22 protein-coding genes are annotated in these 21,973 nt (G+C 63.9%); 8 read left to right on the plus strand and 14 right to left on the minus strand.

Going from position 1 to position 21,973, the window contains the following annotated elements:
* Positions 1–18 precede the first annotated feature (18 nt).
* Genes nthA through QUH67_RS18170 form a run of 3 tightly spaced genes read left to right on the plus strand, consistent with a single transcriptional unit; the run spans position 19 to position 1,702 of the window.
* Entirely contained in the window at positions 19–669 is a 651-nt protein-coding gene (gene nthA / locus QUH67_RS18160; RefSeq protein ID WP_300940157.1) for a nitrile hydratase subunit alpha, read from the plus strand.
* Complete coding sequence (nthB, locus tag QUH67_RS18165) at positions 666–1,325, plus strand: nitrile hydratase subunit beta (protein WP_300940158.1); 660 nt, start codon at positions 666–668, stop codon at positions 1,323–1,325. The genes nthA and nthB overlap by 4 nt, the downstream gene beginning before the upstream one ends.
* Positions 1,325–1,702, plus strand: coding sequence for a nitrile hydratase accessory protein (locus QUH67_RS18170; RefSeq protein WP_300940159.1), 378 nt, complete (start codon positions 1,325–1,327; stop codon positions 1,700–1,702). The genes nthB and QUH67_RS18170 overlap by 1 nt, the downstream gene beginning before the upstream one ends.
* Here QUH67_RS18170 and queC read toward each other — a convergent pair.
* Complete coding sequence (gene queC, locus QUH67_RS18175) at positions 1,699–2,412, minus strand: 7-cyano-7-deazaguanine synthase QueC (protein ID WP_300940160.1); 714 nt, start codon at positions 2,410–2,412, stop codon at positions 1,699–1,701. The two genes, QUH67_RS18170 and queC, sit on opposite strands and share 4 nt — an antisense overlap.
* A gap of 128 nt (positions 2,413–2,540) precedes the next feature.
* Between queC and mazG the strand changes: the two genes are divergently transcribed.
* Positions 2,541–3,380 (plus strand): nucleoside triphosphate pyrophosphohydrolase, encoded by an 840-nt coding sequence (gene mazG, locus QUH67_RS18180; protein ID WP_300940161.1) that lies wholly within the window; start codon positions 2,541–2,543, stop codon positions 3,378–3,380.
* Positions 3,381–3,434: 54 nt separating this feature from the next.
* On the opposite strand, the gene QUH67_RS18185 is transcribed toward mazG, so the two are convergent.
* The 8 genes from QUH67_RS18185 to dusB form a co-directional block, all read right to left on the minus strand.
* The gene (locus QUH67_RS18185; protein WP_300940162.1) at positions 3,435–3,890 is read right to left on the minus strand and encodes an SMI1/KNR4 family protein; all 456 of its coding nucleotides are present in this window, start codon (positions 3,888–3,890) and stop codon (positions 3,435–3,437) included.
* Positions 3,891–3,920: 30 nt separating this feature from the next.
* The gene (gene hflX / locus QUH67_RS18190; protein ID WP_300940163.1) at positions 3,921–5,300 is read right to left on the minus strand and encodes a GTPase HflX; all 1,380 of its coding nucleotides are present in this window, start codon (positions 5,298–5,300) and stop codon (positions 3,921–3,923) included.
* 11 nt (positions 5,301–5,311) lie between these two features.
* Positions 5,312–5,560: an RNA chaperone Hfq gene (gene hfq / locus QUH67_RS18195; RefSeq protein WP_006020546.1), complete on the minus strand. Its 249-nt coding sequence runs from the start codon at positions 5,558–5,560 to the stop codon at positions 5,312–5,314.
* A gap of 300 nt (positions 5,561–5,860) precedes the next feature.
* Complete coding sequence (gene ntrX / locus QUH67_RS18200) at positions 5,861–7,231, minus strand: nitrogen assimilation response regulator NtrX (protein WP_300940164.1); 1,371 nt, start codon at positions 7,229–7,231, stop codon at positions 5,861–5,863.
* A gap of 17 nt (positions 7,232–7,248) precedes the next feature.
* On the minus strand, positions 7,249–9,597 hold the full coding sequence (locus tag QUH67_RS18205) for a sensor histidine kinase NtrY-like (protein WP_300940165.1): 2,349 nt from the start codon (positions 9,595–9,597) through the stop codon (positions 7,249–7,251).
* A 165-nt stretch (positions 9,598–9,762) separates the two neighbouring features.
* Positions 9,763–11,205 carry a nitrogen regulation protein NR(I) gene (ntrC, locus tag QUH67_RS18210; RefSeq protein WP_300940166.1) on the minus strand — a complete coding sequence of 481 codons (1,443 nt, stop codon included), beginning with the start codon at positions 11,203–11,205 and terminating at the stop codon, positions 9,763–9,765.
* Positions 11,206–11,214: 9 nt separating this feature from the next.
* A complete protein-coding gene (locus QUH67_RS18215) occupies positions 11,215–12,390 on the minus strand; it encodes a two-component system sensor histidine kinase NtrB (RefSeq protein WP_300940167.1) in 1,176 nt (391 codons plus the stop codon).
* On the minus strand, positions 12,387–13,388 hold the full coding sequence (gene dusB / locus QUH67_RS18220) for a tRNA dihydrouridine synthase DusB (protein ID WP_300948088.1): 1,002 nt from the start codon (positions 13,386–13,388) through the stop codon (positions 12,387–12,389). The genes QUH67_RS18215 and dusB overlap by 4 nt, the downstream gene beginning before the upstream one ends.
* 284 nt (positions 13,389–13,672) lie before the next feature.
* Between dusB and QUH67_RS18225 the strand changes: the two genes are divergently transcribed.
* A complete protein-coding gene (locus QUH67_RS18225) occupies positions 13,673–14,854 on the plus strand; it encodes a bifunctional 2-C-methyl-D-erythritol 4-phosphate cytidylyltransferase/2-C-methyl-D-erythritol 2,4-cyclodiphosphate synthase (RefSeq protein WP_300940168.1) in 1,182 nt (393 codons plus the stop codon).
* Between the two features lies 1 nt (position 14,855).
* The gene (locus tag QUH67_RS18230) at positions 14,856–15,458 is read left to right on the plus strand and encodes a CinA family protein (protein WP_300940169.1); all 603 of its coding nucleotides are present in this window, start codon (positions 14,856–14,858) and stop codon (positions 15,456–15,458) included.
* Between the two features lie 10 nt (positions 15,459–15,468).
* Here QUH67_RS18230 and QUH67_RS18235 read toward each other — a convergent pair whose 3' ends face one another.
* Positions 15,469–17,142, minus strand: a complete 1,674-nt coding sequence (locus tag QUH67_RS18235; protein WP_300940170.1) for a thiamine pyrophosphate-binding protein — start codon at positions 17,140–17,142, stop codon at positions 15,469–15,471.
* Positions 17,143–17,220: 78 nt separating this feature from the next.
* Positions 17,221–18,237, minus strand: coding sequence for an NAD(P)-dependent oxidoreductase (locus QUH67_RS18240; RefSeq protein ID WP_320416081.1), 1,017 nt, complete (start codon positions 18,235–18,237; stop codon positions 17,221–17,223).
* Between the two features lie 124 nt (positions 18,238–18,361).
* On the opposite strand from QUH67_RS18240, the gene QUH67_RS18245 reads away from it, so the two are divergent.
* Positions 18,362–19,093 (plus strand): FadR/GntR family transcriptional regulator, encoded by a 732-nt coding sequence (locus QUH67_RS18245; RefSeq protein ID WP_300940171.1) that lies wholly within the window; start codon positions 18,362–18,364, stop codon positions 19,091–19,093.
* Here the strand turns inward: QUH67_RS18245 and QUH67_RS18250 are convergent.
* From QUH67_RS18250 to lipA, 3 genes are read right to left on the minus strand one after another with little or no spacing between them, the layout of a single operon-like run.
* On the minus strand, positions 19,090–19,566 hold the full coding sequence (locus QUH67_RS18250) for a type II toxin-antitoxin system RatA family toxin (protein WP_300940172.1): 477 nt from the start codon (positions 19,564–19,566) through the stop codon (positions 19,090–19,092). The genes QUH67_RS18245 and QUH67_RS18250 overlap by 4 nt on opposite strands.
* Complete coding sequence (locus QUH67_RS18255; protein ID WP_300940173.1) at positions 19,566–20,105, minus strand: P-loop NTPase family protein; 540 nt, start codon at positions 20,103–20,105, stop codon at positions 19,566–19,568. The genes QUH67_RS18250 and QUH67_RS18255 overlap by 1 nt, the downstream gene beginning before the upstream one ends.
* A gap of 15 nt (positions 20,106–20,120) precedes the next feature.
* Positions 20,121–21,080 (minus strand): lipoyl synthase, encoded by a 960-nt coding sequence (gene lipA / locus QUH67_RS18260; protein WP_300940174.1) that lies wholly within the window; start codon positions 21,078–21,080, stop codon positions 20,121–20,123.
* Between the two features lie 186 nt (positions 21,081–21,266).
* Here lipA and QUH67_RS18265 point away from each other — a divergent pair, with 186 nt between their 5' ends.
* Positions 21,267–21,872, plus strand: a complete 606-nt coding sequence (locus tag QUH67_RS18265; protein WP_300940175.1) for a DNA-3-methyladenine glycosylase — start codon at positions 21,267–21,269, stop codon at positions 21,870–21,872.
* Positions 21,873–21,973: the final 101 nt, after the last annotated feature.

Consider the following 21,973-nt stretch of genomic DNA (forward strand, 5'->3'; position numbering starts at 1 on the left):
TGCGCCTATCCTGACGCCATGAGCGACCATGATCACGACCACCACGACCATCATCACCACGACCACGGTCACGACCATTCCGAACTGTCGGAGACCGAACTGCGCGTGCGTGCGCTGGAAACGATCCTGACCGAGAAGGGCTATGTCGATCCGGCGGCGCTGGATGCCATCATCCAGGCCTACGAAACCCGGATCGGCCCGCATAATGGCGCGCAGGTCGTCGCCAAGGCCTGGACCGACCCCGCCTTCAGGCAGGCCCTGCTCGCCGACGCCAGTGCGGCGGTGAGCACGCTCGGCCATGTCAGCCGGGTCGGCGACCACCTCGTCGCGGTCGAGAACACGCCGCAGCGCCACAACATGGTCGTTTGTACGCTATGCTCCTGCTATCCCTGGGAAATGCTGGGTCTTCCCCCGGTCTGGTACAAGGCCGCGCCCTATCGCTCCCGCGCGGTCAAGGATCCGCGCGGCGTGCTGGCCGATTTCGGCGTCAGCCTGCCGAAGGAAACCGAAATCAGGGTGTGGGATTCGACCGCCGAGACCCGCTTCCTGGTGCTGCCGATGCGGCCCGAGGGCACCGACGGATGGAGCGAGCAGCAGCTGGCCGAACTCGTCACGCGCGATTCCATGATCGGGACAGGTTTCCCGAAAACGCCGGGAGCGCCATCGTGAACGGCGTCCACGACATGGGCGGCATGGACGGCTTTGGCAAGGTCGAGCCCGAGCCGAACGAGCCGATGTTCCATACCGAATGGGAAGCGCGCGTGCTGGCCATGGTGCGGGCGATGGGCGCCGCCGGCGCCTTCAACATCGACACATCGCGCTTCTATCGCGAGATGCTGCCGCCGCACGTCTATCTTTCCAGCTCCTACTACAAGAAATGGTTCCTCGGTCTCGAGGATATGCTGGTCGACAAGGGGTTCATCGCTGCTGAAGAGGTTGCAGCCGGGCACGCATCGAAGCCGCCGAAAATGCTCAAGCACGGCAAGTTCGCGCTGGTCGATGTTGAACGCGTGATGGTGCGCGGAAAGTTCGGCCGCCCGGCTCCCGCCGCCCCAAAATTCAAGGCAGGCGCTCGTGTGCGCGCCAAGAACATTCATCCGGCGACGCACACGCGGCTGCCGCGCTATGTGCGCGGCCATGTCGGCGTGATCGAGCGCGACCATGGCTGTCATGTATTTCCGGATACGGCCGCGATGGAAGCCGGCGAGGATCCGCAATGGCTCTACACCGTCGTGTTCGAGGGCGCCGAGTTATGGGGCCCGGACGCCGATCCGACGGTGAAGATCTCCGTTGACGCGTTTGAACCCTATCTGGAGCCGGTGTGATGGATACCGCTGCCGCCGCGCGCGCGACCGCCGCCGTGCCGGGCATTCCGCGTGACGATTCCGGCCCGGTGTTTCGCGAACCCTGGGAGGCGCAGGCGTTTGCGATGGCGCTGGCCTTGCACGAGCGCGGCCTGTTCAGCTGGACCGAGTGGGCTGCAGCCCTCGCCGACCATATCAAGCGCGCCCAGGCTGCGGGCGATCCGGACACCGGCGAGACCTATTACCGGCATTGGCTGGCGACGCTGGAGCATCTGGTGGCGACCAAGGGCGTTGCAAGCATCGAAACGCTGCACCGCTACCGCGATGCCTGGGACCACGCCGCCGACCGCACGCCGCATGGCATGCCGATCGAACTGAGGCCGGCGGATTTCCGTTAAGGCTGCGCCGCGTATTCCCGCCAGCCCTTCGCGCGCAATGCGCAGGCGGGACACTCGCCGCAACCATAACCCCATTCATGCTGCGCGCCGCGCTCGCCGAGGTAACAGGTGTGGGAGTGCTCGCGGATCAGGTCGACCAGCCCTGCCCCGCCCAGATCATGCGCCAGCTTCCAGGTGGAGGCCTTGTCGAGCCACATCAGCGGCGTGTGCAATTCAAAGTTTTTCGCCATGCCGAGATTGAGCGCGGACTGCAGCGCCTGGATGGTTTCGTCGCGGCAATCCGGATAGCCGGAATAGTCGGTCTCGCACATGCCGCCGATGATGTGGCGGATACCGCGCCGGTACGCCAGCGCTGCCGCAAACGTGAGGAACACCAAGTTGCGGCCGGGTACGAACGTATTGGGCAGGCCGTCCGCACCCATTTCGATGGCGACGTCGCGGGTCAGCGCGGTGTCGGAAATCTCCGCCAGTGTCGGGATTTCCAGCGTATGGCTGTCGCCGAGTCTTGCCGCCCAATCCGGCCGCAGCGATCGGATGCCCGACAATAGCCGGTCGCGGCATTCAAGCTCGATGGCGTGACGCTGGCCGTAGCTGAAGCCGAGCATTTCGACCCGCGCAAAGCGCTGCAGCGCCCAGGCGAGACAGGTGGTGGAATCCTGCCCGCCGGAAAACAGCACCAGCGCCGTCTCGGAGGATGAGTGGTCGTTCATGACAGGCCATTAGCATTCCCGCGTCTTGCGGCCAACCGGTGGAAATTGCCGGATTCTGCCCCGTTCCGCTGGGATCGCCGCGCCGCTTGCGGCATAAAGCGCGTGTCCTTCCCGGCAACGGAATTCCCATGACCCCTTCCCGCGACATTTCACGGCTGCTCGAAATCATGGCGGCGCTGCGCACGCCCGTCACCGGCTGCCCATGGGACCTCGAGCAGAATTTTGCGACGATCGTGCCCTACACGATCGAGGAGGCCTATGAGGTGGCCGACGCGATCTCGCGTGGCGATCTTGATGATCTGCGCGAGGAACTCGGCGACCTGCTGCTGCAGGTCGTCTATCACGCCCGCATGGCGGAAGAACAAAACGCCTTTGCGTTCGGCGACGTGGTCGAGGCGATCACGACGAAGATGATCCGCCGCCACCCGCATGTGTTCGCCGACAAGGACGGCCATATCGCTCCCGCCGGCGTCAAGAGCGCCTGGGAACGCATCAAGGCCGAGGAAAAGGCCGAGCGCGCTGCACGGCGACCGTCGGAAGGAACCGCGCACAAATCGCTGCTGTCTGGGATCAAGGCCGGCCAGCCGGCACTGACGCGGGCGATGGAATTGCAGCGCAAGGCCTCCGCCGTTGGTTTCGACTGGAACGATCCCCGCGCGGTGCTGGCTAAAATTCGCGAAGAGGCCGACGAGATCGAAGCGGCGCTGGAGGGCGGCAGTGCGGACGAACTCGCCGAGGAGACCGGCGATCTCCTGTTCGCGCTGGTCAACCTCGCTCGCCATGTCGGCGCCGATCCGGAAAGCGCGCTGCGCAGTACCAACGCCAAGTTTGAACGGCGTTTTGCTTTTATCGAGCGCGCGCTAGAGGCGGGGGGCCGGACACTGGAACAGGCATCACTAGACGAGATGGACGGGCTGTGGAATGCGGCGAAGGATGAGGAGAAGCCGGTGTCAGAGCGACGCAAGTAAGCGCACCGCTAATTTAGTGTGAATGTCTCTTGAGATGAGTTTGAACGGCTAACTTTACTCTTGCTCGGCTGCAATCAGAAGGCGGAGCCATTCTGCGAACGAGTTGGCGATAAATGCCGGGGTCTGATCCGGACCCAACTCATGGTTCCAGAAGACGATGCGATGCTCATCGTCAACAACATCCCGGGCATCGAGACAGTGTTGGTTTCCAAAGCCATCATTGTAGAAGGTGACGAGATGTCGCGGCAGCGGCGGAGACATTTCGGTACGCTCGCTCAGCGTCATTTCTTTCAGCTGCCGCCACGACTCGATTCTTGCGCCAAGGCCATAGATATCGTTCGAGCCAACGCTGAGCCAACCATACGTTTGAAGGTAATCGAAAAAACCTCCAACGAAACGAACGCCTAGTTCGCGCTCGCAATCGGCTATCTCTCCAACCATCGCCCCTGGACCGTGCTCAATGTCACCTTGGAAGTCCTGTAATATTGGGCGGATCACATCTGAAGACATGGCTCAGTTCCAATCCGGGGCGAGAGTGGCTTACGCGGAGAGGCGCGGCACCGCATCGAACCTTGACACCACGATATCGCGCTTGGTCTCGTCCACCCGCACCGTCATGTCGAAACGGCCGTCATGGAGCTCCTTGTTCAGCACTTCGGCATTGCGATGCAGCCAGCTGATGCCGGCGCCGTCGGCCGCGTCGATCGACAGATCGAGGGTCGTGCGCGTCGCTGCCAGCCGATCCTCGATCGCGGTCAACAGTTCGTCGACGCCCTCCCCAGATACGGCTGACACCAGGAAACATGGCCGCTCCGGCGGACGGCGCGCGGCGATGTTGCGCAGGTTTTCGCGCTCTTCGGGGTCGAAGCGGTCGATCTTGTTCCAGACTTCGAGGACGCCCGCACCGGCGTCGGGGTCGATGCCGAGCTGGCGCAGCACGGTGTCGACGTCGCGCTCCTGCGCCTCTGCGTCCTCGTGCGAGATGTCGCGGACGTGGAGGATGATGTCGGCCTCCAGCACCTCTTCCAGCGTGGCGCGAAACGCGGCGACGAGCTGTGTCGGCAGGTTGGAAATGAATCCGACGGTATCCGACAGCATCGCCTTGCCGCCATGCGGCAGGCTCAGTGCGCGCAGCGTCGGGTCCAGCGTCGCGAACAGCATGTCGGCGGCCTGCACGCCGGCGCGCGTCAGCCGGTTGAACAGCGTCGATTTGCCGGCGTTGGTATAGCCGACCAGCGCCACCACACGGTACGGCACGCGCTGGCGGCCGGCGCGGTGCAGCCGCCGCGTCGCCTGCACCTTCTTGAGTTCGTTCTCCAGCCGCGTGATGCGATCACCGATCAGGCGGCGGTCGGCCTCGATCTGGGTTTCGCCGGGACCGCCCATGAAGCCAAAGCCGCCGCGCTGACGTTCGAGATGCGTCCATGACCGCACCAGCCGGCTGCGCTGGTAGTTGAGATGCGCGAGTTCGACCTGCAGCGATCCTTCCTTGGTCTTGGCGCGGCGGCCGAAGATTTCCAGGATCAGTCCGGTGCGGTCGAGCACCTTGGTGTTCCACGCCTTCTCGAGGTTGCGCTGCTGGATCGGCGACAGCGCGCAATCCATCACCACGAGCTCGACGTCGTGGCCCGTGATCAGGCCGGAGATTTCCTCGACCTTGCCCTTGCCGAGATAGGTCGCAGGCCTGATCTGGCTGATGGGTGCGAGCAGCGCCTCGACGACCGTGAGGTCGATCGCGCGCGCTAAACCCGTGGCTTCTTCGAGCCGGGCTTCGGAATCGCGGGCGACATCGCTCGCTTGCGCCTCGGCGTCGCCGCGACGCATGCGCAAATACGGGCCGATGACGATCACCCGCCCGCTTTGCTTTTCCTCCGCCGACCGCGGACGGTCGGCGTTCCCTTCACGGTTGAGGGGTTCCAATCAGTTCACTCTCAAGCCGGAGCATCCTCGCCGCCTTCGAACAACTGAATCGGTGCGCCAGGCATGATGGTCGAGATCGCATGCTTATAGACAAGTTGCGAATGACCGTCGCGCCGGAGCAACAAGCAGAAGTTGTCAAACCAGGTAACAATCCCCTGCAGTTTTACTCCGTTGACCAGAAAGATCGTCAGTGGCGTTTTCGTTTTGCGAACATGATTCAGGAAGGTGTCTTGTAGGTTTTGTGCGCGGTCTGCCGCCATTGTTTTTATCCCGCTTGTGTTTCTTTTTGTTTCAGCCGGCTGTTACTCTCTCACGGAGCCTGCCCCCGACTCGCCGGCTTTCCCTGAGATCCCCCTCTGGTCGGCTCGGCAAGGCGATTAGAGGGCAGGCGCGGTTTTTAGGCAAGCCGGTTCGGGCCCCGCAGCGCCAGAACCCAGTGGCAATTCTCTGTAAATGCACGGAAATAGATAAATATTCCAAAGCAATTGCATGGATCGGCTCAAAGCGTGAGCGTTTTGCTGCCGGCCAACGAAGATAAGGACTTGTGATTCATCCAATCTTCAACCGACCCCAAGTGCCTTGAGCTTGCGGTGCAGCGCCGAACGCTCCATCCCGACGAATTCGGCGGTGCGCGAAATGTTGCCCGAGAACCGGCTGATCTGGGCGATCAGGTAGTCCCGCTCGAACACTTCGCGCGCCTCCCGCAGCGGCAGCCCCATGATGTGCTCGCCATTGTTGCTGGTCGGCATTGCCGGTACCATGGAACCGACGTCCTGCGGCAGCATGTCGGCGGTGATGATCGCTTCCGGACCGCCGCCCGCCAAAATCATCACGCGCTCGACATTGTTGCGGAGCTGGCGGACGTTGCCGGGCCATACGTGAGACTGCAGCACCGCCATCGCATCCTGGCCGATCTGGCGCTTCGGCAGGCCGGTCGCCGCCGATATCTGGTCCATGAAATAGTCGATCAGTTCGGGGATATCCTCGCGGCGCTCCGACAGCGGCGGGACGCGGATCGGCACCACCGAGAGCCGGTGGTAGAGATCCTCGCGAAAACGGCCTTCGGCGATCTCCTCCTCCAGGTTACGCGCCGTCGAGGAGATGATGCGGACATCGACGTGGATCTTGGCGGTGCCGCCCGAGCGCTGAAAGGTCTGATCGACCAGCACGCGCAGAATCTTGTTCTGGGTCTCGCGCGGCATGTCGGCGATCTCGTCGATGAACAGCGTGCCGCCATGGGCCTCTTCCAGCGCGCCCGGCTTGCGGGCCTGCTCGCCGTTCGACTGCTCGATGCCGAACAGCTCGACCTCCATCCGCTCCGGCGTGATAGCCGCCGCGTTGATGACGACGAACGGCCCCTCCGCGCGGCCTGACGCATTGTGCAGGGTGCGCGCGGCGAGTTCCTTGCCCGCGCCGGAGGGACCGACGATCAGGATGCGGCTGTTGGCCTTGGCTGCCCGGTCGATGGTCTGGCGCAACTGATTCATGCAGGCGGAGCGGCCAGTGAGAACGCTCGCGGTGGGCGCCAGTTGCTTGAGTTCCTTGACTTCGCGCTTGAGGCGCGAGGTTTCCAGCGCCCGCGTCGCCACCAGGATCAGGCGATCGGACTTGAACGGCTTTTCGATGAAGTCGTAGGCGCCGCGCTTGATCGCGGCGACCGCAGTCTCGATGTTGCCGTGGCCGGAGATCATCACGACGGGAACCTCGGCGTGCTCCTTCTTGATCTGCTCGAGCAATTGCAGGCCGTCGAGCTTGGAGCCCTGCAGCCAGATATCCAGAAACACCAGATGCGGGCGGCGGCTGGAAATCTCAGCCAGCGCCGAATCGCTGTCGCGCGCGGTCCGCGTGCTGAAGCCTTCGTCGTCCAGGATGCCCGCAACGAGGTCGCGAATATCGGCCTCGTCATCGACAATCAGAATGTCACTGGCCATGGGTTACACCTGTCTTGTCAGCTGCCTGTCGCGGCTTCGGTTTTTGCTCGGTCATTGGTCGCGGCCGCAGCCTCACTGGTTTCGCCTGACGGCGGTTTTGTTTCGTTTGGATGCGGCTTTTCGTCCGCGCCCGGCTTCACTTCTGCCTTCGGCGCATGACCCGACACGGCGAATCGCAGCCGCATCCACGCGCCGCGCTGCCCTGGCCGGAAATCCGATGCGTCCTTCAGTTCAATCCGCCCGCCATGGTCTTCCAGCACGCGGCCGACGATGGCGAGTCCGAGGCCGGTGCCCTTCTGGCGCGTGGTCACATAAGGCTCCAGAAGCCGCGCACGGCTGGTTTTGGGCAGACCGATGCCGTTGTCGACCACGTCGATCAGGATGTCGTCGTTTTCGCGCGTGGCGACCACGTCGATGCGGCCCCTGCCGAGCTCCTCCGGCGGCACCTGCTCGATCGCCTCGGTCGCGTTCTTGATGATGTTGGTGAGCGCCTGCGAAATCAGCCGGCGGTCGAACTGCGCCCGCATCGGGTCCTGCTTAATGTCCGCCTCGATATCGAGGTCGGGGTGTCCGACCTTCATCAGGAACACCGCCTGGCGCACGGTATCTGCGACATCCTCGCCTTCCATGACCGGCTTTGGCATCCGTGCGAAACGCGAGAATTCATCAACCATCCGCCTGATGTCGTCGACCTGCCGTACGATGGTGTCGGTGCACTGTTCGAAGATGCCCTTGTCTTCGATGATGACCTTGCCGAATTTGCGGCGGATTCGTTCGGCCGAGAGCTGGATCGGCGTCAGCGGGTTCTTGATTTCATGGGCGATGCGGCGCGCGACGTCGCCCCATGCCGATGTCCGCTGCGCCGAGACGAGCTCCGTGATGTCGTCGAGTGTGATGATGTAGCTGTCGCGCGACTGGCTGGTCTGCTCGGCACTGACGCGGACCGACAGATTGCGCTCGTGGCCGTCGCGCATGATCGTGATCTGGCCCTGCACCAGCCGCTGCGTGCCCTCGCGCGCGGTCTTCATCATGTCGTCGAGTTCGGGCAGCACGTCCGACAGCGGATGATCCAGCGTCTCCGACTCGGCGTGGCCGATCAGCTTCTCCGCGGAGCGGTTCAAAATGCCGACGCTGCCGGATGCGTCGACGCCGATGATGCCGGCGCTGGCCGAAGACAGCACCGCCTCGATGAATCGCCGCCGGCTGTCGATCAAGTCCGAGGCGCTGACCAGCTCGTCACGCTGGGTGCGCAACTCGGCCGTCATCTTATTGAAGGTTTCGCCGAGCTGCGCGAGGTCGCCCTCCGACTTGTGCACCGGCACCTGGACGTGCAGATCGCCGGTCGAAACGATGTTGGCCGCGCTCATCAGGTTGCGGATCGGCGACACCAGCCAGTTGGCAAAATTCAAGCCGATCAGCACCGAAGCCATCAGGATGGTCAACGCGATCACCGCAAACATCAATGCGAAGGCGACCTGAATGCCGAGCCGGCGCGATTCGATCTGGGCGTATTCGGCGACACTGGCCTGGGTCTGCTTCAACTGGCTGACGACGCGGGGGTCGAGGAGACGGGCAACGTAGAGGAACGTATCCGTGAAGCCGCGCAGGCGAATGATCGCCGCGACGTAGTTCTCCTCCGGAAAGACCGCGATCTCCGGTTTGCTTTCGTCGATGTTGTTGAGGAAATCCTGCGGCGGCGTCGAGAATTGCTGCTTGATACCGGTTTGTGCCGTCACCAGGATGTTGCGATCCTTGTCGATCAGCATGGCGCCCGGCAAATTGCGGGCAGTCGCGTTGTTGGTCAGCAATTCGAAAAACGACTGCCGGTCCTGGTCAAAAAGCGGCCTCGCGTTGGACAGGTCATTGGCCATCCCGAGAATGTCGCCATTGATCAGATAGGCGTGCTCATTGACGTAAGCGTGGGCGATGTTCAGCGAGTTCTCAATCGCGGCGCGCGTCGGCCCGGAAAACAGCCTGTCGAGGCCGCGGTCGAGGGTGATGTTGGCGACGATGGCGACCACCACCGCCGGAAGCACGGCGATGATGGAGAAAAGAGCGACGATCTGGACGTGCAACCTGGCCGCAGCCCGCCCGCGCCGCCGTGCCTGGATCACCTGCCAGACTTCCCGGGCGATGATGGCGACCAGCAGCAGGATCGTCGCCGCGTTGGTCAGCAGGAACGAATAAACGATCTGCCGGGTCGGCTCGATCGGCGTCAGACCGCTCAACACAACGAAGGTCAAAAATGCCGACAGCAGCGCCGTCGCGACCGCAAGCGGCGCCACCCACTTCCGCAGGACTCCCCCTCCGGATTCGGCATGCGATGGATCGAACGATGGTGCCGAGGTCGTCTCTGCGGTGGTCATTCCGACAATCGGTAATGTGAAAGTGCTTGGGTTCGCGGTTCGCGAACTGATGCATACATATCACAATGTTGCCGAATTGCGACAATTCCACGGCGCAGTCGAACACTAAAGTGATCGATACTGCGTCGAATCAACCGCTTTTTTCACCGCATTCGAGAATCGTCCCTAGCCTCCGCTCCGGTAGACCTGAATGTCGAGATCCCTGATCTTCTTCCGCAGCGTGTTACGGTTGAGACCGAGCAGGTCTGCCGCGCGGATCTGGTTGCCGCGGGTGGCCGCCAGCGCCGCGGTCAGCAGCGGTACCTCAATCTCCTTGAGGATGCGGTGGTAGAGCCCCGGCGGCGGCACGCCGTTCGGGAAGCCGGAGAAGTGCGAGGACAGGTAGGCTTCTACCGCACCGCCAAGGTTCTCCACCCCGATCGGCGCGTTGCCGCCCGAGGTAACAGCAGGCGGCGCCAGCTCGCCGTCGATGACCGAAGCCGTGATGACGTCCTGCGGGTAGAGCGCCGCCAGCCGACGCGCGAGGTTTTCGAGTTCGCGCACGTTGCCGGGCCAGCGATGCTGCTTGAGCCGTTCCAATGCCAGCGTGTCGAGCTTCTTCGGCGGCAGGCCGTCCTTTTCGGCGAGCGAGAAGAAATGCCGGATCAGATCGGGCAGATCCTCGATCCGTTCCCGCAACGGCGGCAGCCGCAGCGGCACGACGTTGAGGCGAAAGAACAGATCCTCCCGGAACAGCCCCTGCTGGATCAGGATGCGCAAATCCTTGTTGCTGGCCGCGACGATGCGGACATCGGTCTTGATCGGGGTACGCCCGCCGACGGTGGTGTATTCGCCCTGCTGCAGCACGCGCAGCAGCCGCGTCTGCGCTTCCATCGGCATGTCGCCGATTTCGTCCAGGAATAGCGTGCCGCCCTCGGCCTGCTCGAAGCGACCGGAGGCGCGGGTATTGGCGCCGGTGAACGCGCCGCGTTCATGGCCGAACAGTTCGGATTCGATCAAATCGCGCGGGATCGCCGCCATGTTGACGGCGACGAACGGACCGTTGCGGCGCTTGCCGTAATCATGCAGCGCGCGGGCGACCAATTCCTTACCGGTACCGGACTCGCCCGAGATCATGACCGTGAGGTCGGTCTGCATCAGCCGCGCCAGCACCCGGTAGATTTCCTGCATCGCCGGCGAGCGGCCGACCAGCGGGATCGAATCGAACTCGCCCTCGTCAGGCGAGCTTGGCACCCGCTCCTTCGGCTCGGCCAGCGCCCGACCGACGATGGTGATGAGTTCCTTCAGGTCGAACGGCTTTGGCAGATATTCATAGGCGCCGCGCTCGGAAGCCCGGATCGCCGTCATGAAGGTGTTCTGCGCACTCATCACGATGACGGGAAGGTTCGGCCGCATCTTCTTGATCCGCGGCAGCAGATCGAATGCGTTCTCGTCGGGCATCACCACGTCGGTGATGACGAGGTCGCCCTCGCCCTGGCTCACCCAGCGCCACAGCGTCGCGGCGTTGCCGGTGAGGCGCACTTCGTAGCCGGCGCGTGAAAGAGCCTGGTTGAGAACCGTGCGGATGGCGGTGTCGTCATCTGCAACGAGAATGCTACCTGCGGGCATTGTTATTCCTCATCTTGCGTCCTGTGAGGCAGGCGGCAGCGTACCCGGAACGCCATCGCGGTTGCTTTGGTCGAACTGTTTGGTGGGATTGAACATCGGCATCAGCACGCGGAAAGTGGTCTTCCGCGGCTGAGATTCGCATTCGATGATGCCGCCGTGATCGCCGACGATCTTGGCCACCAGCGCCAGGCCGAGGCCGCTGCCGGTTTGCTTCGTCGTCACGAACGGATCGAACAGGTTGGGCAACAGGTCTTCCGGCACGCCGGAGCCGTTGTCCTTGACGCAGAATTCGAGCGGCAGCGACACCCGCGATTTCTTGCCCGGTACCGACAGGCGAACGCCGGGACGGAACGCGGTGGTGAGCTGGATTTCAGCGTCGGAACCGAGATCGGCGACCGCTTCGGCGGCATTCTTCACGAGATTCAAGAACACTTGTATCAGCTGGTCCTGGTTAGCCAGCACCGGTGGCAGCGAGGGATCATAGTCCTCGATGAAGCGGATGTTGCGCGCGAAGCCGGACTGCGCCAGCCGTTTGACGTGGTCGAGCACGGAATGGATGTTGACCGGCCCGCGCGCCACCGGACGGTCGTCACCGAACACCTCCATGCGATCGACCAGCGTCACGATGCGGTCGGCCTCATCGCAGATCAATCGCGTCAGCATGCGGTCTTCGGATGATGCCGCCTGCTCCAGCAGTTGCGCCGCGCCGCGGATGCCCGACAGCGGATTCTTGATTTCATGCGCCAGCATCGCGGCCAGCGCGATCACCGAGCGCGCCGCACTGCGGTGCGTCAATTGCCGGTCCATCTTGTCGGCGATGGTGCGCTCCTGCAACATGACGACGATGTGGCCGGGGCGTTCGGTGAGCGGCGCGACGTGCAGGTCGACCTGGCGATCGCCGCCGATGCGGGGCGTGCCGAGATCGACCTTGTATTCGTTGACCGGCGAGCCGCTCGATCGCACCTGATCGATCAGTGCCAGCAGCGGACTGCCGAACGGCACCAGTTCCTTCAGCGACTGCCGGCGCAGGAACTGCGTCGAAATCTCGAAGAAGGACTCGGCGGCGATATTGGCGTCCATGATGCGGCCGTCGGGCGCCACCAGCAACACGGGGTTGGGCAGTGCGTTGAGAATGGCCTCGCTATCGGTGGGTATGGCGCGGCGATGTTCTAAGGCTGACGTCATGCGGCAGCACTCCATGAAAAATCGTCGAACGCGTCCTGCAGCGATCGGTGGACCCGATGTGGGTCCTCCGATGTCAGGATTTTTTGCCGCCAGCCCTTCAGCGTCTCTGCCGGCGCGCGGCTGTACAGGGCTGCGATCTCCAGCGCCCAGCCGAGATGCTTTCGCGCGTGCTTCAATCCGATACGCAGACCGTAATGGCTGCAGACTTCATCGTAGAGCCTGCGCACATGCGCGAGTTGCTCGGCGAGCGAGGGTGCCGTCTCCGCCTGCCCGGTTTCGAGCCGGCGTCCGATCTGGCCCGGCAACCAGGGCTGTCCCTGCGCGCCGCGTCCGATCATCACGGCGTCCGCGCCCGACACGTCCAGCGCCTGGACCGCCTTTTCGTAAGAGGTGATGTCCCCATTGACGACGAGCGGCACGGAGACCGCGTCCCTGACCGGGCGCACGGCGGCCCAGTCAGCCGCGCCCTTGTAGAACTGGCAACGGGTTCGCCCATGCACGGTGATCATCTGCACGCCGACGGCTTCCGCGCGGCGCGCCAGTTCGGGCGCGTTGAGCGAGCGATCGTCCCAACCGAGCCGCATCTTGAGCGTCACGGGAACTTTCACCGCAGCGATCGTGGCTTCGATCAGCGTCAGCGCATGGTCGAGATCGCGCATCAGCGCCGAGCCGGACTGGCCGCCGGTGACATGGCGCGCCGGACAGCCCATATTAATATCGATAATATCGGCGCCAGAGGCTTCGGCGATCCGCGCGCCCTCCGCCATCCAATGCGCCTCGCAACCGGCGAGTTGAACGACATGCGCACCGACACCGGCTGTCTCGCAGCGCAGGAGAGACATCGGCCGCCCATGGACAAGTTCGTCGCTGGCGGTCATCTCTGATATTACCAGTCCAGCCCCGAGGGTGGCGGCGAGCCGTCGAAAGGGGGCATCGGTGATGCCGGACATAGGCGCCAGAAAAACCCGGTTGGCGACAGCAATATCGCCTATAGTCAACAGCTTAGGGCGTGAACTTTCCGGGCCGGTCACATCGTTCTCGTGGTTGGGGCGGCGGCGTCATTGCCACCGTCGGCGTATATTGTGAGCACAAATCTTGGGCAGTCAAGCGTCTTGCCTACACTTTAGACAGATCTATCATTTGCGCAAGTGCACTGCAACAAAAACCGCTTTTCCCACGGGTGATGGGAATCACTCTGTTTTCCAAAATCTCCATGGTAAGGGCTGTGCGCCAGCGCCTGACACCCCGCCCTCAACCCGATTCGTTCGCATTTTGAGTCCCGATGCCCAAATCTGAGCGTACCGCAGCCATCCTCGTCGCAGCCGGACGCGGGCTTCGCGCCGGTGCCGGCGGACCGAAGCAATATCGCGAGATCGGCGGACAGACCGTGATCTTCCGCGCCATGGAGGCGTTCTGCCGGCATCCGGACGTGTTCGCCGTGCAGCCGGTGGTGAATCCCGACGACACCGCGGTCTTCAATGCGGCCGTTTCGGAGCTGCGCTACCGGACCCCCACCCATGGCGGGGCGACCCGCCAGGCTTCGGTGCATGCCGGGCTCGAGGCGCTCGCAGCGGAGAAGCCGGATATTGTTCTGATCCACGACGCTGCGCGGCCCTTCGTCACCCCTGGCGTGATCTCGCGCGCGATCGACGCCGCCGGCCGCACCGGCGCGGCGGTGCCGACGATCCCCGTCACCGACACGGTCAAGCAGGTCGGTGAGACCGGCAACGTCGAAGCCACGCCCGAGCGGGCGAAACTGCGAATCGCACAGACGCCGCAAGCGTTTCGCTTCGACGTCATTCTCGATGCGCATCGTCGCGCCGCGCGCGACGGCCGCAGCGATTTCACGGACGACGCGGCGATCGCGGAATGGGCGGGATTGACGGTTGCGACATTTGAAGGCGATCTTGCAAACATGAAACTGACCACGCCCGAAGATTTCATTCGCGAGGAAGCCCGCCTCGCCGCCCAGCTGGGCGACATCAGGACCGGGACCGGCTACGACGTGCACGCCTTCGGCGACGGCGATCATCTGATGCTGTGCGGCGTGCGCGTGCCGCACACACGCGGCTTTCTCGCCCATTCCGACGGCGATGTCGGCCTGCATGCGCTGGTTGACGCTATTCTCGGCGCGCTGGCGGATGGCGACATCGGCTCGCACTTTCCGCCGAGCGATCCGCAATGGAAGGGCGCGGCGTCCGATAAGTTTCTCAAATATGCCATCGACCGCGTCACCGCGCGCGGCGGCCGGATCGCCAATCTCGAAGTTACTATGATCTGCGAGCGCCCCAAGATCGGCCCGCTGCGCGACACCATGCGCGCCCGCATCGCCGAGATCACCGGCGTCAACATCTCGCGCGTCGCGGTCAAGGCGACGACCAGCGAGCGGCTCGGTTTCACCGGCCGCGAGGAAGGCATCGCCGCTACGGCGAGCGCCACCATCCGTCTGCCCTGGAGCGAGTAAGATGGGCGGCAGCGACGCGCGCGCCCTCTCCCGCTCGCTGCTCGATCTGTGTCGCATGCGCAAGCTGACGATCGCGACCGCCGAGTCCTGCACGGGCGGCCTGGTCGCCGGCGCGCTCACCGACATTCCCGGCTCGTCGGACGTGATCGACCGCGGTTTCGTCACTTACTCCAACGACGCCAAGCGCGCGATGCTCGGCGTCAAGGCCACGACGCTCGCGACCTTCGGCGCGGTCAGCAAGGAAACCGCGACCGCGATGGCGGTCGGCGCCCTGGAAAAAGCCAAGGTCGATCTCGCGGTGTCCATCACCGGCATCGCCGGTCCCGGCGGCGCCACCCCGGGCAAGCCGGTCGGCCTGGTCCATTTCGCCGTTGCCTCGCGCGATGGCAAGATTTTGCACCGCGAGTTCCGTTTCGGCGCCATCGGCCGCACCGCCGTGCGCCAGCGCTCCGTGGTGGAAGCGCTGCGCATGCTGATGGAGCTGGCGCGCGGTCCGCAACCGCCGACCAAGCCGCGGCGCGACACGATGAGCCGGCTGCGTCCACGGGTAGCGCGCACGCCGCGGCGCAGCGCCGTCAAACGGCGCCGGCCGACGCGGACTTAAGTTCCGCTGGTCACTTTTGCGCCGCCAGCGCCTTGGCGCGGGTTTCGCTGAGCGACGCAGCCGGCGTCAACGCTTCCGGGCTGATCGCAAGCTCGATGATGGCGGGAAGTCCGCTGGCCACGGCTTCGTCGAACGCCTTGGCAAAATCCTCGGTCCGCTCGACATGGGCACCAAAACCGCCGCAGGCGCGCGCCAGCGCGGCGAAGTCTGGGTTGGCGAGATCGGTGCCGGACACCCGGCCGGGATATTCGCGTTCCTGGTGCATCCGGATCGTGCCGTACATGCCGTTGTTGCAGACGATCACGATCAGCGGCAGCCGGTTTTCGACCGCGGTCATGAACTCCAGCCCCGTCATCTGGAAACAGCCGTCGCCGGCAAAACAGATGACGGTGCGTTCCGGATGCTGCAGCTTGGCGGCGACCGCCGCCGGCAGGCCGTAGCCCATCGAACCCGAGGTCGGCGCCAGTTCGGTGCGGTACTGCCGATAGCGCCAGAACCGGTGCACCCAGACGGCATAATTGCCGGCACCGTTGCAGATGATGGTGTCATGGGGCAAGCGGTCGCTCAAGCCCCGAACGATCTGCGAAAGCTGGACGTCGCCCGGCGAGCGCGTCGGTTCGGCAAATGCCAGATAGTCGGCATGCGCCGCCTTGACATGGTCGGCGCGCGATTGATGCTTCGGCTCCAGACGCTTGATCGCCGCCGCAAAGGCCGCGCTGCTCGCGACCACACCGAGCGTCGGCGAATAGACCCGGCCGATCTCTTCGGGATCGGGATAGGCGTGAACCAGCGGCTGTTTCGGTTTTGGAATATCGAACAGCGTGTAGCCGCCTGTGGTCGCCTCGCCCAGCCGCGCGCCGAGCGCGATCACCATGTCGCTGGTGCGGATCCGCTCGGCGATCTTGGCATCGAGCCCGATACCGATATGTCCGCCATAGCAGGGATGCAGATTGTCGAAATAATCCTGACAGCGAAACGAGACGCCGACTGGCACTTCATGCGCCGCCGCAAATGCCTCGAGATCGCGGCGCGCCTGGTCGCTCCATCCGCCGCCGCCGATGATCAGAAACGGCTTCTTCGCTTCCGACAGCAGCGCATGAAATTTCCGTAGCGCGCCTTCATCGGGCGCGATCGGAAGCGGCGTATAGGGCGGCGCATCCGGCACCTCGGCGGTGTCGGTCAGCATGTCCTCCGGCAGCGCCAGCACGACGGGGCCGGGACGGCCCGAGGTCGCGGTGAAGAAGGCGCGCGAGATGAATTCCGGAATCCGCCGCGCATCGTCGATCTGCGCGACCCATTTCGTCATCGGCCCGAACATTTGCCGATAGTCAATTTCCTGAAACGCCTCGCGCTCCATCATGTCGCGCCCGACCTGCCCCAGCAGCAGGATCATCGGCGTTGAATCCTGGAATGCGACGTGAACGCCGGCCGAGGCATTGGTGGCGCCGGGGCCGCGGGTGGCGAAGGCGATGCCGGGACGGCCGGTCAGCTTGCCATAGGCGTCCGCCATCATGGCGGCTCCGCCCTCGTGCCGGGCGTTGATGAACCGCACGCGTTGGCTCTGGTACATGCCGTCGAGCGCAGCCAGATAGCTTTCGCCGGGCACGCCGAACACGGTGTCGGCATTGTGCAGCGCAAGTTGCTCGATCAGAATATGGCCACCGGTTCGAAGATTTCCGTCCATTGCCTCGTCCTTTCGCGATTTGGACCCGGCTTAGAGAATGCCGCCGGTGCCAGCAACCGGTTTTCCGGCGCTATCAATTCATTTCCTCGCGGGCTGCGGGTCTTTCGGCGTAACCCGCGCCGCCACGCCGGTGACGGCTTCGTAGGCCTTGATGACGGCGGTGCAGGACTCGCCGTCGTGCCCGAGCAACGCGGCCTGGCGGTAGGTCTGGTGCACGGCCTCCGCCATGAACCCGGGCAGACCCGCCTCCTCCAGCCAGCGCGCGTAGTAGCGCACGTCCTTGCGGGCGTTCGCCAGCGACATCAGCGGCGTAAAATCGCCGTCGAGGGTGGATTGACCGTAGAGATCGAGCATGCCGCTCTTGCCGCCGGCGGCGGAGATGATGGCGATCAGCTGCGAGAGATCGAGCCCGTCCTTGGCGGCAAGCGCAAAGCCCTCGCACCACGCCGCCACATTGGCGAAGGCGATATAATTGTGGATGAGTTTGAGCCGGATGGCGTGCCCGAGCGGACCGATGTGGAAGATGTTTTCCGCATACAGCTCGAAATAGGGCCTGAGGTCGTCGAGCAAGTCGGCCTCGCCGCCAAACAGCACATTGACCTTGCCGATATCGGCATGTTTCGGGGTCCGCGTCATCGGCGCTTCGGCATAGCGCCCGCCCGCCTCCCGCACCATGCGATCCAGCTTCGCCACCATCTGCGGGCTGCCAGTGGTGTGGTCGACGATGATGAATCCCGGCAGAGGACCGGCCAGCAGCCCATCGCGCGCGATCATCAGCGCCTCGACGTCCTCCGCCTCATTGACGCAAATCATGATGATGCGGCAATTCTCGCGGATCTCCTGTATGCCGCTGGCGGCGGTCGCGCCAAACGATGTGGCGGCGGCGACGGCGACCGGATTGAGATCATAGGCGGTAACGGCCACGCCCTTGGCGACGAGATTCTTCACCAGCCCGCGCCCCATGCCGCCAAGGCCGATAAAGCCAACGCGTTCGGATGTCGTCATTTGGGCCTCCCGATCTGTGCTAGCGGGCTTCCTCCCACTCGGCCATTCTGTTGCGCTGCGGTCGTTTTGCCGCCCGGCTAGCACGCTCACAGGCTGTCTGACAACCGCGATGATGCAGTTTGCGCGGCACGGCTTGTTTCGATATGCCTGTTAGCTCGCGTAAATCGCAACGGCGGGTTGAGGGCGACGCCGCCAACAGGACAGGACCAATCAGGTGAAGTTCAAATCCCTCGCGCGCACCCCTTCATTGCCACAGGAAATCGTCGCGAGCCTGACCGGCGCCCTGCACGCCGGCGAGCTTCAGCCCGGTGATCGCCTGCCGTCCGAACAGGCGCTGGCGACCGAATTCGGGGTCGCGCGAACGGTGGTGCGTGAAGCGATCTCGCAGCTCAAGTATGACGGCATCGTGCAGAGCCGTGTCGGGGTCGGCGCCTTCATCTCCCAGCCGCAGGAGCGGACGGCATTTCGTATCAGTCCCGAGTGCTTCAAGAAGCGCAAGGAACTACTGAAGCTGTTGCGTTTGCGGAACGGCGTGGTCATCGAGGTCGCGGCAGACGCGGCGCAGGCGCGATCCAACCGCGACATCGTCCGCATGGAGTCTATTCTCAAGGAGATGCGCGACGCGATCAGTGACGGCGTTCACGGCGCCGAGCGCCACTTCGAAGCCGAGCGCCAGTTGATCCTCGCCATCGCCAAAGTTGCCGACAACGAACACGCCCTCAATTTCATCGTGATGATCGACAGCCAGATCGCCGAAAAACTGCGGTCGGTCGCCGTCAAGAATACCAAGGCGACGGAACTCGCCGCTGCCGCGATCGAGGAACAGGTCCAGCTCGTCGAAGCCATCAAGCGCGGCGACCCGATCGCGGCGAGGGACAGAGCCCGCAAGCACTACGACAACGCCGCGCAGCGGCTGGCCGACCGCGCCGACTTCGTCGATCTCTAGGATGGCGATCTAACCGCCCCGCCCTTCCCGTAGACCGTGTCCGCCCGTTTTTCGAACGCGGCGGCGAAGCGCTGAAATGCGGTGTCGAACATCGTGCCCATCAGCATCGCCAGCATACGGCTCTTGAATTCGTAGGACAGGAAGAAGCCGACGTCGCAGCCGGCCTCGGAGCGCGGCTCGAACGTCCAGCGATTTTCCAAATTGCTGAACGGGCCTTTCAGATATTCGACCATGATCTTCAGGTTCGGCCGATCCAGCGTCACCCGGCTGGTGAAGGTTTCTCGCACCAACTTGAACGACACGGTCATGTCGGCGACGACGACCTCGGTGCCGTCATCCTTCGGCGTGCGCTGGCGTATTTTGAGCGACTGGCACAGCGGCACGAATTCCGGATAGCGCTCGACGTCGGCGACCAGATCGAACATCTGCGACGCGGTGTGTTGAACCCGGCGCTTGCTGGAAAAGCGCGGCATCAGTGCGCACTCGCCTGATTCTGTTTGAGCGCGATCTGCTTCAGATAGTCGTTCGCCTGCGTCCGCTCGGTGAAGCAGACCAGCGCCTGATCGGTACGCAGGCCCTGAAAATACTTCAGCAGCTTTGGCCGCTGTTGCCGGCGGTAAGTCCAGACGTAGCGGAAAAATTCGAGATCGAATCGCTCAGGACAGCCTTCCGCCATTTCCGGACGAACCCGCCCATAGCTGCCGACGATCCGTCTCATGATCCCGAGCATGCAACGGCGGCGCGGCAGATCGAACCAAATCACGGTGTCGCTGGACTGTCGGCGCAGTTCGCCGGCCCCATAGCGGGTGTAGTTGCCGTCCATGACCCACCGCGGCTGGCGCGCGACTTCCGCGACGCGCTGCCCGAACTCGGCGCTGTCTGACGCAACCCAGCCGGGCTTCCAATACAGCGCATCCAGCGAAACAAAGGGGATGCCAGTCATCTCCGACAAGCGTCGCGCAAATGTCGACTTGCCGGACCCCGACGATCCCATGACGAGAACCCGTTGCATTGGTTTGATCCGAGGCTAGCGTGCCCGTGCCAGGCGCGCGGCTTGCAGCCTGGCAAAATCCTCGCCGGCGTGATGCGACGAGCGCGTCAACGGGCTCGCTGACACCATCAGAAAACCCTTGGTGTAGGCGACCTTCTCATAGCCTGCGAATTCTTCGGGAGTGACGTAGCGCATCACGGCGTGATGCTTGCGCGTCGGCTGCAGATACTGCCCGATGGTGAGGAAATCGACCTCCGCCGAACGCAGATCGTCCATCACCTGCAGCACCTCGTGGCGCTCCTCGCCGAGGCCGACCATGATGCCCGATTTGGTGAAGATGGTCGGATCGATCTCCTTGACCCGCTGCAGCAGCCGGATCGAGTGAAAGTAGCGCGCGCCGGGGCGTACCGAAAGATAACGCGACGGCACGGTCTCCAGATTATGGTTGAATACGTCGGGTTTGGCCGCCGCGACCATTTCAAGCGCGCCTTCCTTGCGCAGGAAGTCGGGCGTGAGGATCTCGATGGTCGTGGTCGGGCAGCGCGCCCGGATGGCGCGGATCGTTTGCGCGAAATGCTCCGCCCCGCCGTCGGCAAGATCGTCGCGGTCGACCGAGGTCACCACGACATGGGTCAACCCGAGCTTGAACGTCGCCTCCGCGACATGCTCCGGCTCGCCGGCGTCGAGTGCGCCGGGCATGCCGGTCTTGACGTTGCAGAACGCGCAGGCCCGGGTGCAGGTGTCGCCCATGATCATGAAGGTGGCGTGCTTCTTGTCCCAGCACTCGCCGATGTTCGGGCAGCCGGCCTCCTCGCACACCGTGACGAGGCCGTTCTCCTTGACGATTCTTCGCGTGTCGGCATAGCCACGGGTGTTCGGCGCGCGCACCCGGATCCAGTCCGGTTTCGGCGGCGACGGCGCGTCGGGCCGGTTCACCTTTTCGGGGTGACGCGGGCGCACCTGGGTAGTGGAGACGGTATCGACGAGGACGACCATGTTAAGTCCGGATATGGCGAGAAACATTAGCTAATCGGTGCCGCCCGCGGCCGCAACCCACGTTGCAGAATACCGCAACGGGGTTGCGGAATGCCGCCATCGGATTGGGGCAGACTCGCTGAGGCTAGCAGAAACGTGCAACATACTGGCGCTTTTCGCCCGTTCCACCCTGATTCCCACCTCAAAATGGCTCAAAATCCCAAGTCGGCCGATGCCGCCGCCATCAACCCCGGCAAGCCGCTGAAACGCTCGTTTTTCGGGCGCAGCGTGCACGAGGTGGCGCCCGATTTGATCGGCGCGACGCTCCTGGTCGACGGCGTCGGCGGCATCATCACCGAGGTCGAGGCCTACCATCACACCGACCCGGCGGCGCACTCCTTCAATGGACCGACGCCGCGCAACCTCGTGATGTTTGGCCCGCCCGGCTTTGCCTATGTCTACCGCTCCTACGGCATCCACTGGTGCGTGAATTTCGTTTGCGAGGCGGCAGGCTCGGCCAGCGCGGTGCTGATCCGCGCGCTGCAGCCGACCCACGGCCTGCCCGCGATGCGCCGCCGCCGCGGCGTGCCGGAAGAGCGCGCGCTGTGCTCCGGACCGGGCAAGCTCTGCCAGGCCCTCGGCATCACCATCATGCACAACGAATTGCCGCTCAATCGGCCGCCCTTCGCGCTGCATGCGCGGCGCGAGAAACCCGAGATCGTTGCCGGCGTACGGATCGGGATAACTAAGGCGGTCGATCTGCCGTGGCGCTATGGCTTGAAGGGTTCGAAGTTCCTGAGCAAGCCTTTTTGAGGGGCAGGTCCTGTCAACGTCGATAGCCGTCATCAGGTGCCGCGCGATGTACAAATCAGAGAGCGCCTTCCTGGCAAAGGTCGAACTGCCAGCCGTTTGCG

This window comes from Bradyrhizobium roseum (assembly GCF_030413175.1).
GTDB lineage: Bacteria > Pseudomonadota > Alphaproteobacteria > Rhizobiales > Xanthobacteraceae > Bradyrhizobium > Bradyrhizobium roseum.

Coding starts and splice junctions, on each gene's coding strand:
- QUH67_RS18215 (WP_300940167.1), bottom strand. CDS start 12,390: ATGACGTCAGCCTTAGAACATCGCCGCGCCATACCCACCGATAGCGAG.
- mazG (WP_300940161.1), top strand. CDS start 2,541: ATGACCCCTTCCCGCGACATTTCACGGCTGCTCGAAATCATGGCGGCG.
- QUH67_RS18205 (WP_300940165.1), bottom strand. CDS start 9,597: ATGACCACCGCAGAGACGACCTCGGCACCATCGTTCGATCCATCGCAT.
- lipA (WP_300940174.1), bottom strand. CDS start 21,080: ATGGTCGTCCTCGTCGATACCGTCTCCACTACCCAGGTGCGCCCGCGT.
- QUH67_RS18250 (WP_300940172.1), bottom strand. CDS start 19,566: ATGCCGCGCTTTTCCAGCAAGCGCCGGGTTCAACACACCGCGTCGCAG.
- queC (WP_300940160.1), bottom strand. CDS start 2,412: ATGAACGACCACTCATCCTCCGAGACGGCGCTGGTGCTGTTTTCCGGC.
- QUH67_RS18230 (WP_300940169.1), top strand. CDS start 14,856: ATGGGCGGCAGCGACGCGCGCGCCCTCTCCCGCTCGCTGCTCGATCTG.
- QUH67_RS18235 (WP_300940170.1), bottom strand. CDS start 17,142: ATGGACGGAAATCTTCGAACCGGTGGCCATATTCTGATCGAGCAACTT.
- ntrX (WP_300940164.1), bottom strand. CDS start 7,231: ATGGCCAGTGACATTCTGATTGTCGATGACGAGGCCGATATTCGCGAC.
- QUH67_RS18265 (WP_300940175.1), top strand. CDS start 21,267: ATGGCTCAAAATCCCAAGTCGGCCGATGCCGCCGCCATCAACCCCGGC.
- nthA (WP_300940157.1), top strand. CDS start 19: ATGAGCGACCATGATCACGACCACCACGACCATCATCACCACGACCAC.
- QUH67_RS18185 (WP_300940162.1), bottom strand. CDS start 3,890: ATGTCTTCAGATGTGATCCGCCCAATATTACAGGACTTCCAAGGTGAC.
- QUH67_RS18255 (WP_300940173.1), bottom strand. CDS start 20,105: ATGCAACGGGTTCTCGTCATGGGATCGTCGGGGTCCGGCAAGTCGACA.
- ntrC (WP_300940166.1), bottom strand. CDS start 11,205: ATGCCCGCAGGTAGCATTCTCGTTGCAGATGACGACACCGCCATCCGC.
- QUH67_RS18170 (WP_300940159.1), top strand. CDS start 1,325: ATGGATACCGCTGCCGCCGCGCGCGCGACCGCCGCCGTGCCGGGCATT.
- QUH67_RS18225 (WP_300940168.1), top strand. CDS start 13,673: ATGCCCAAATCTGAGCGTACCGCAGCCATCCTCGTCGCAGCCGGACGC.
- hfq (WP_006020546.1), bottom strand. CDS start 5,560: ATGGCGGCAGACCGCGCACAAAACCTACAAGACACCTTCCTGAATCAT.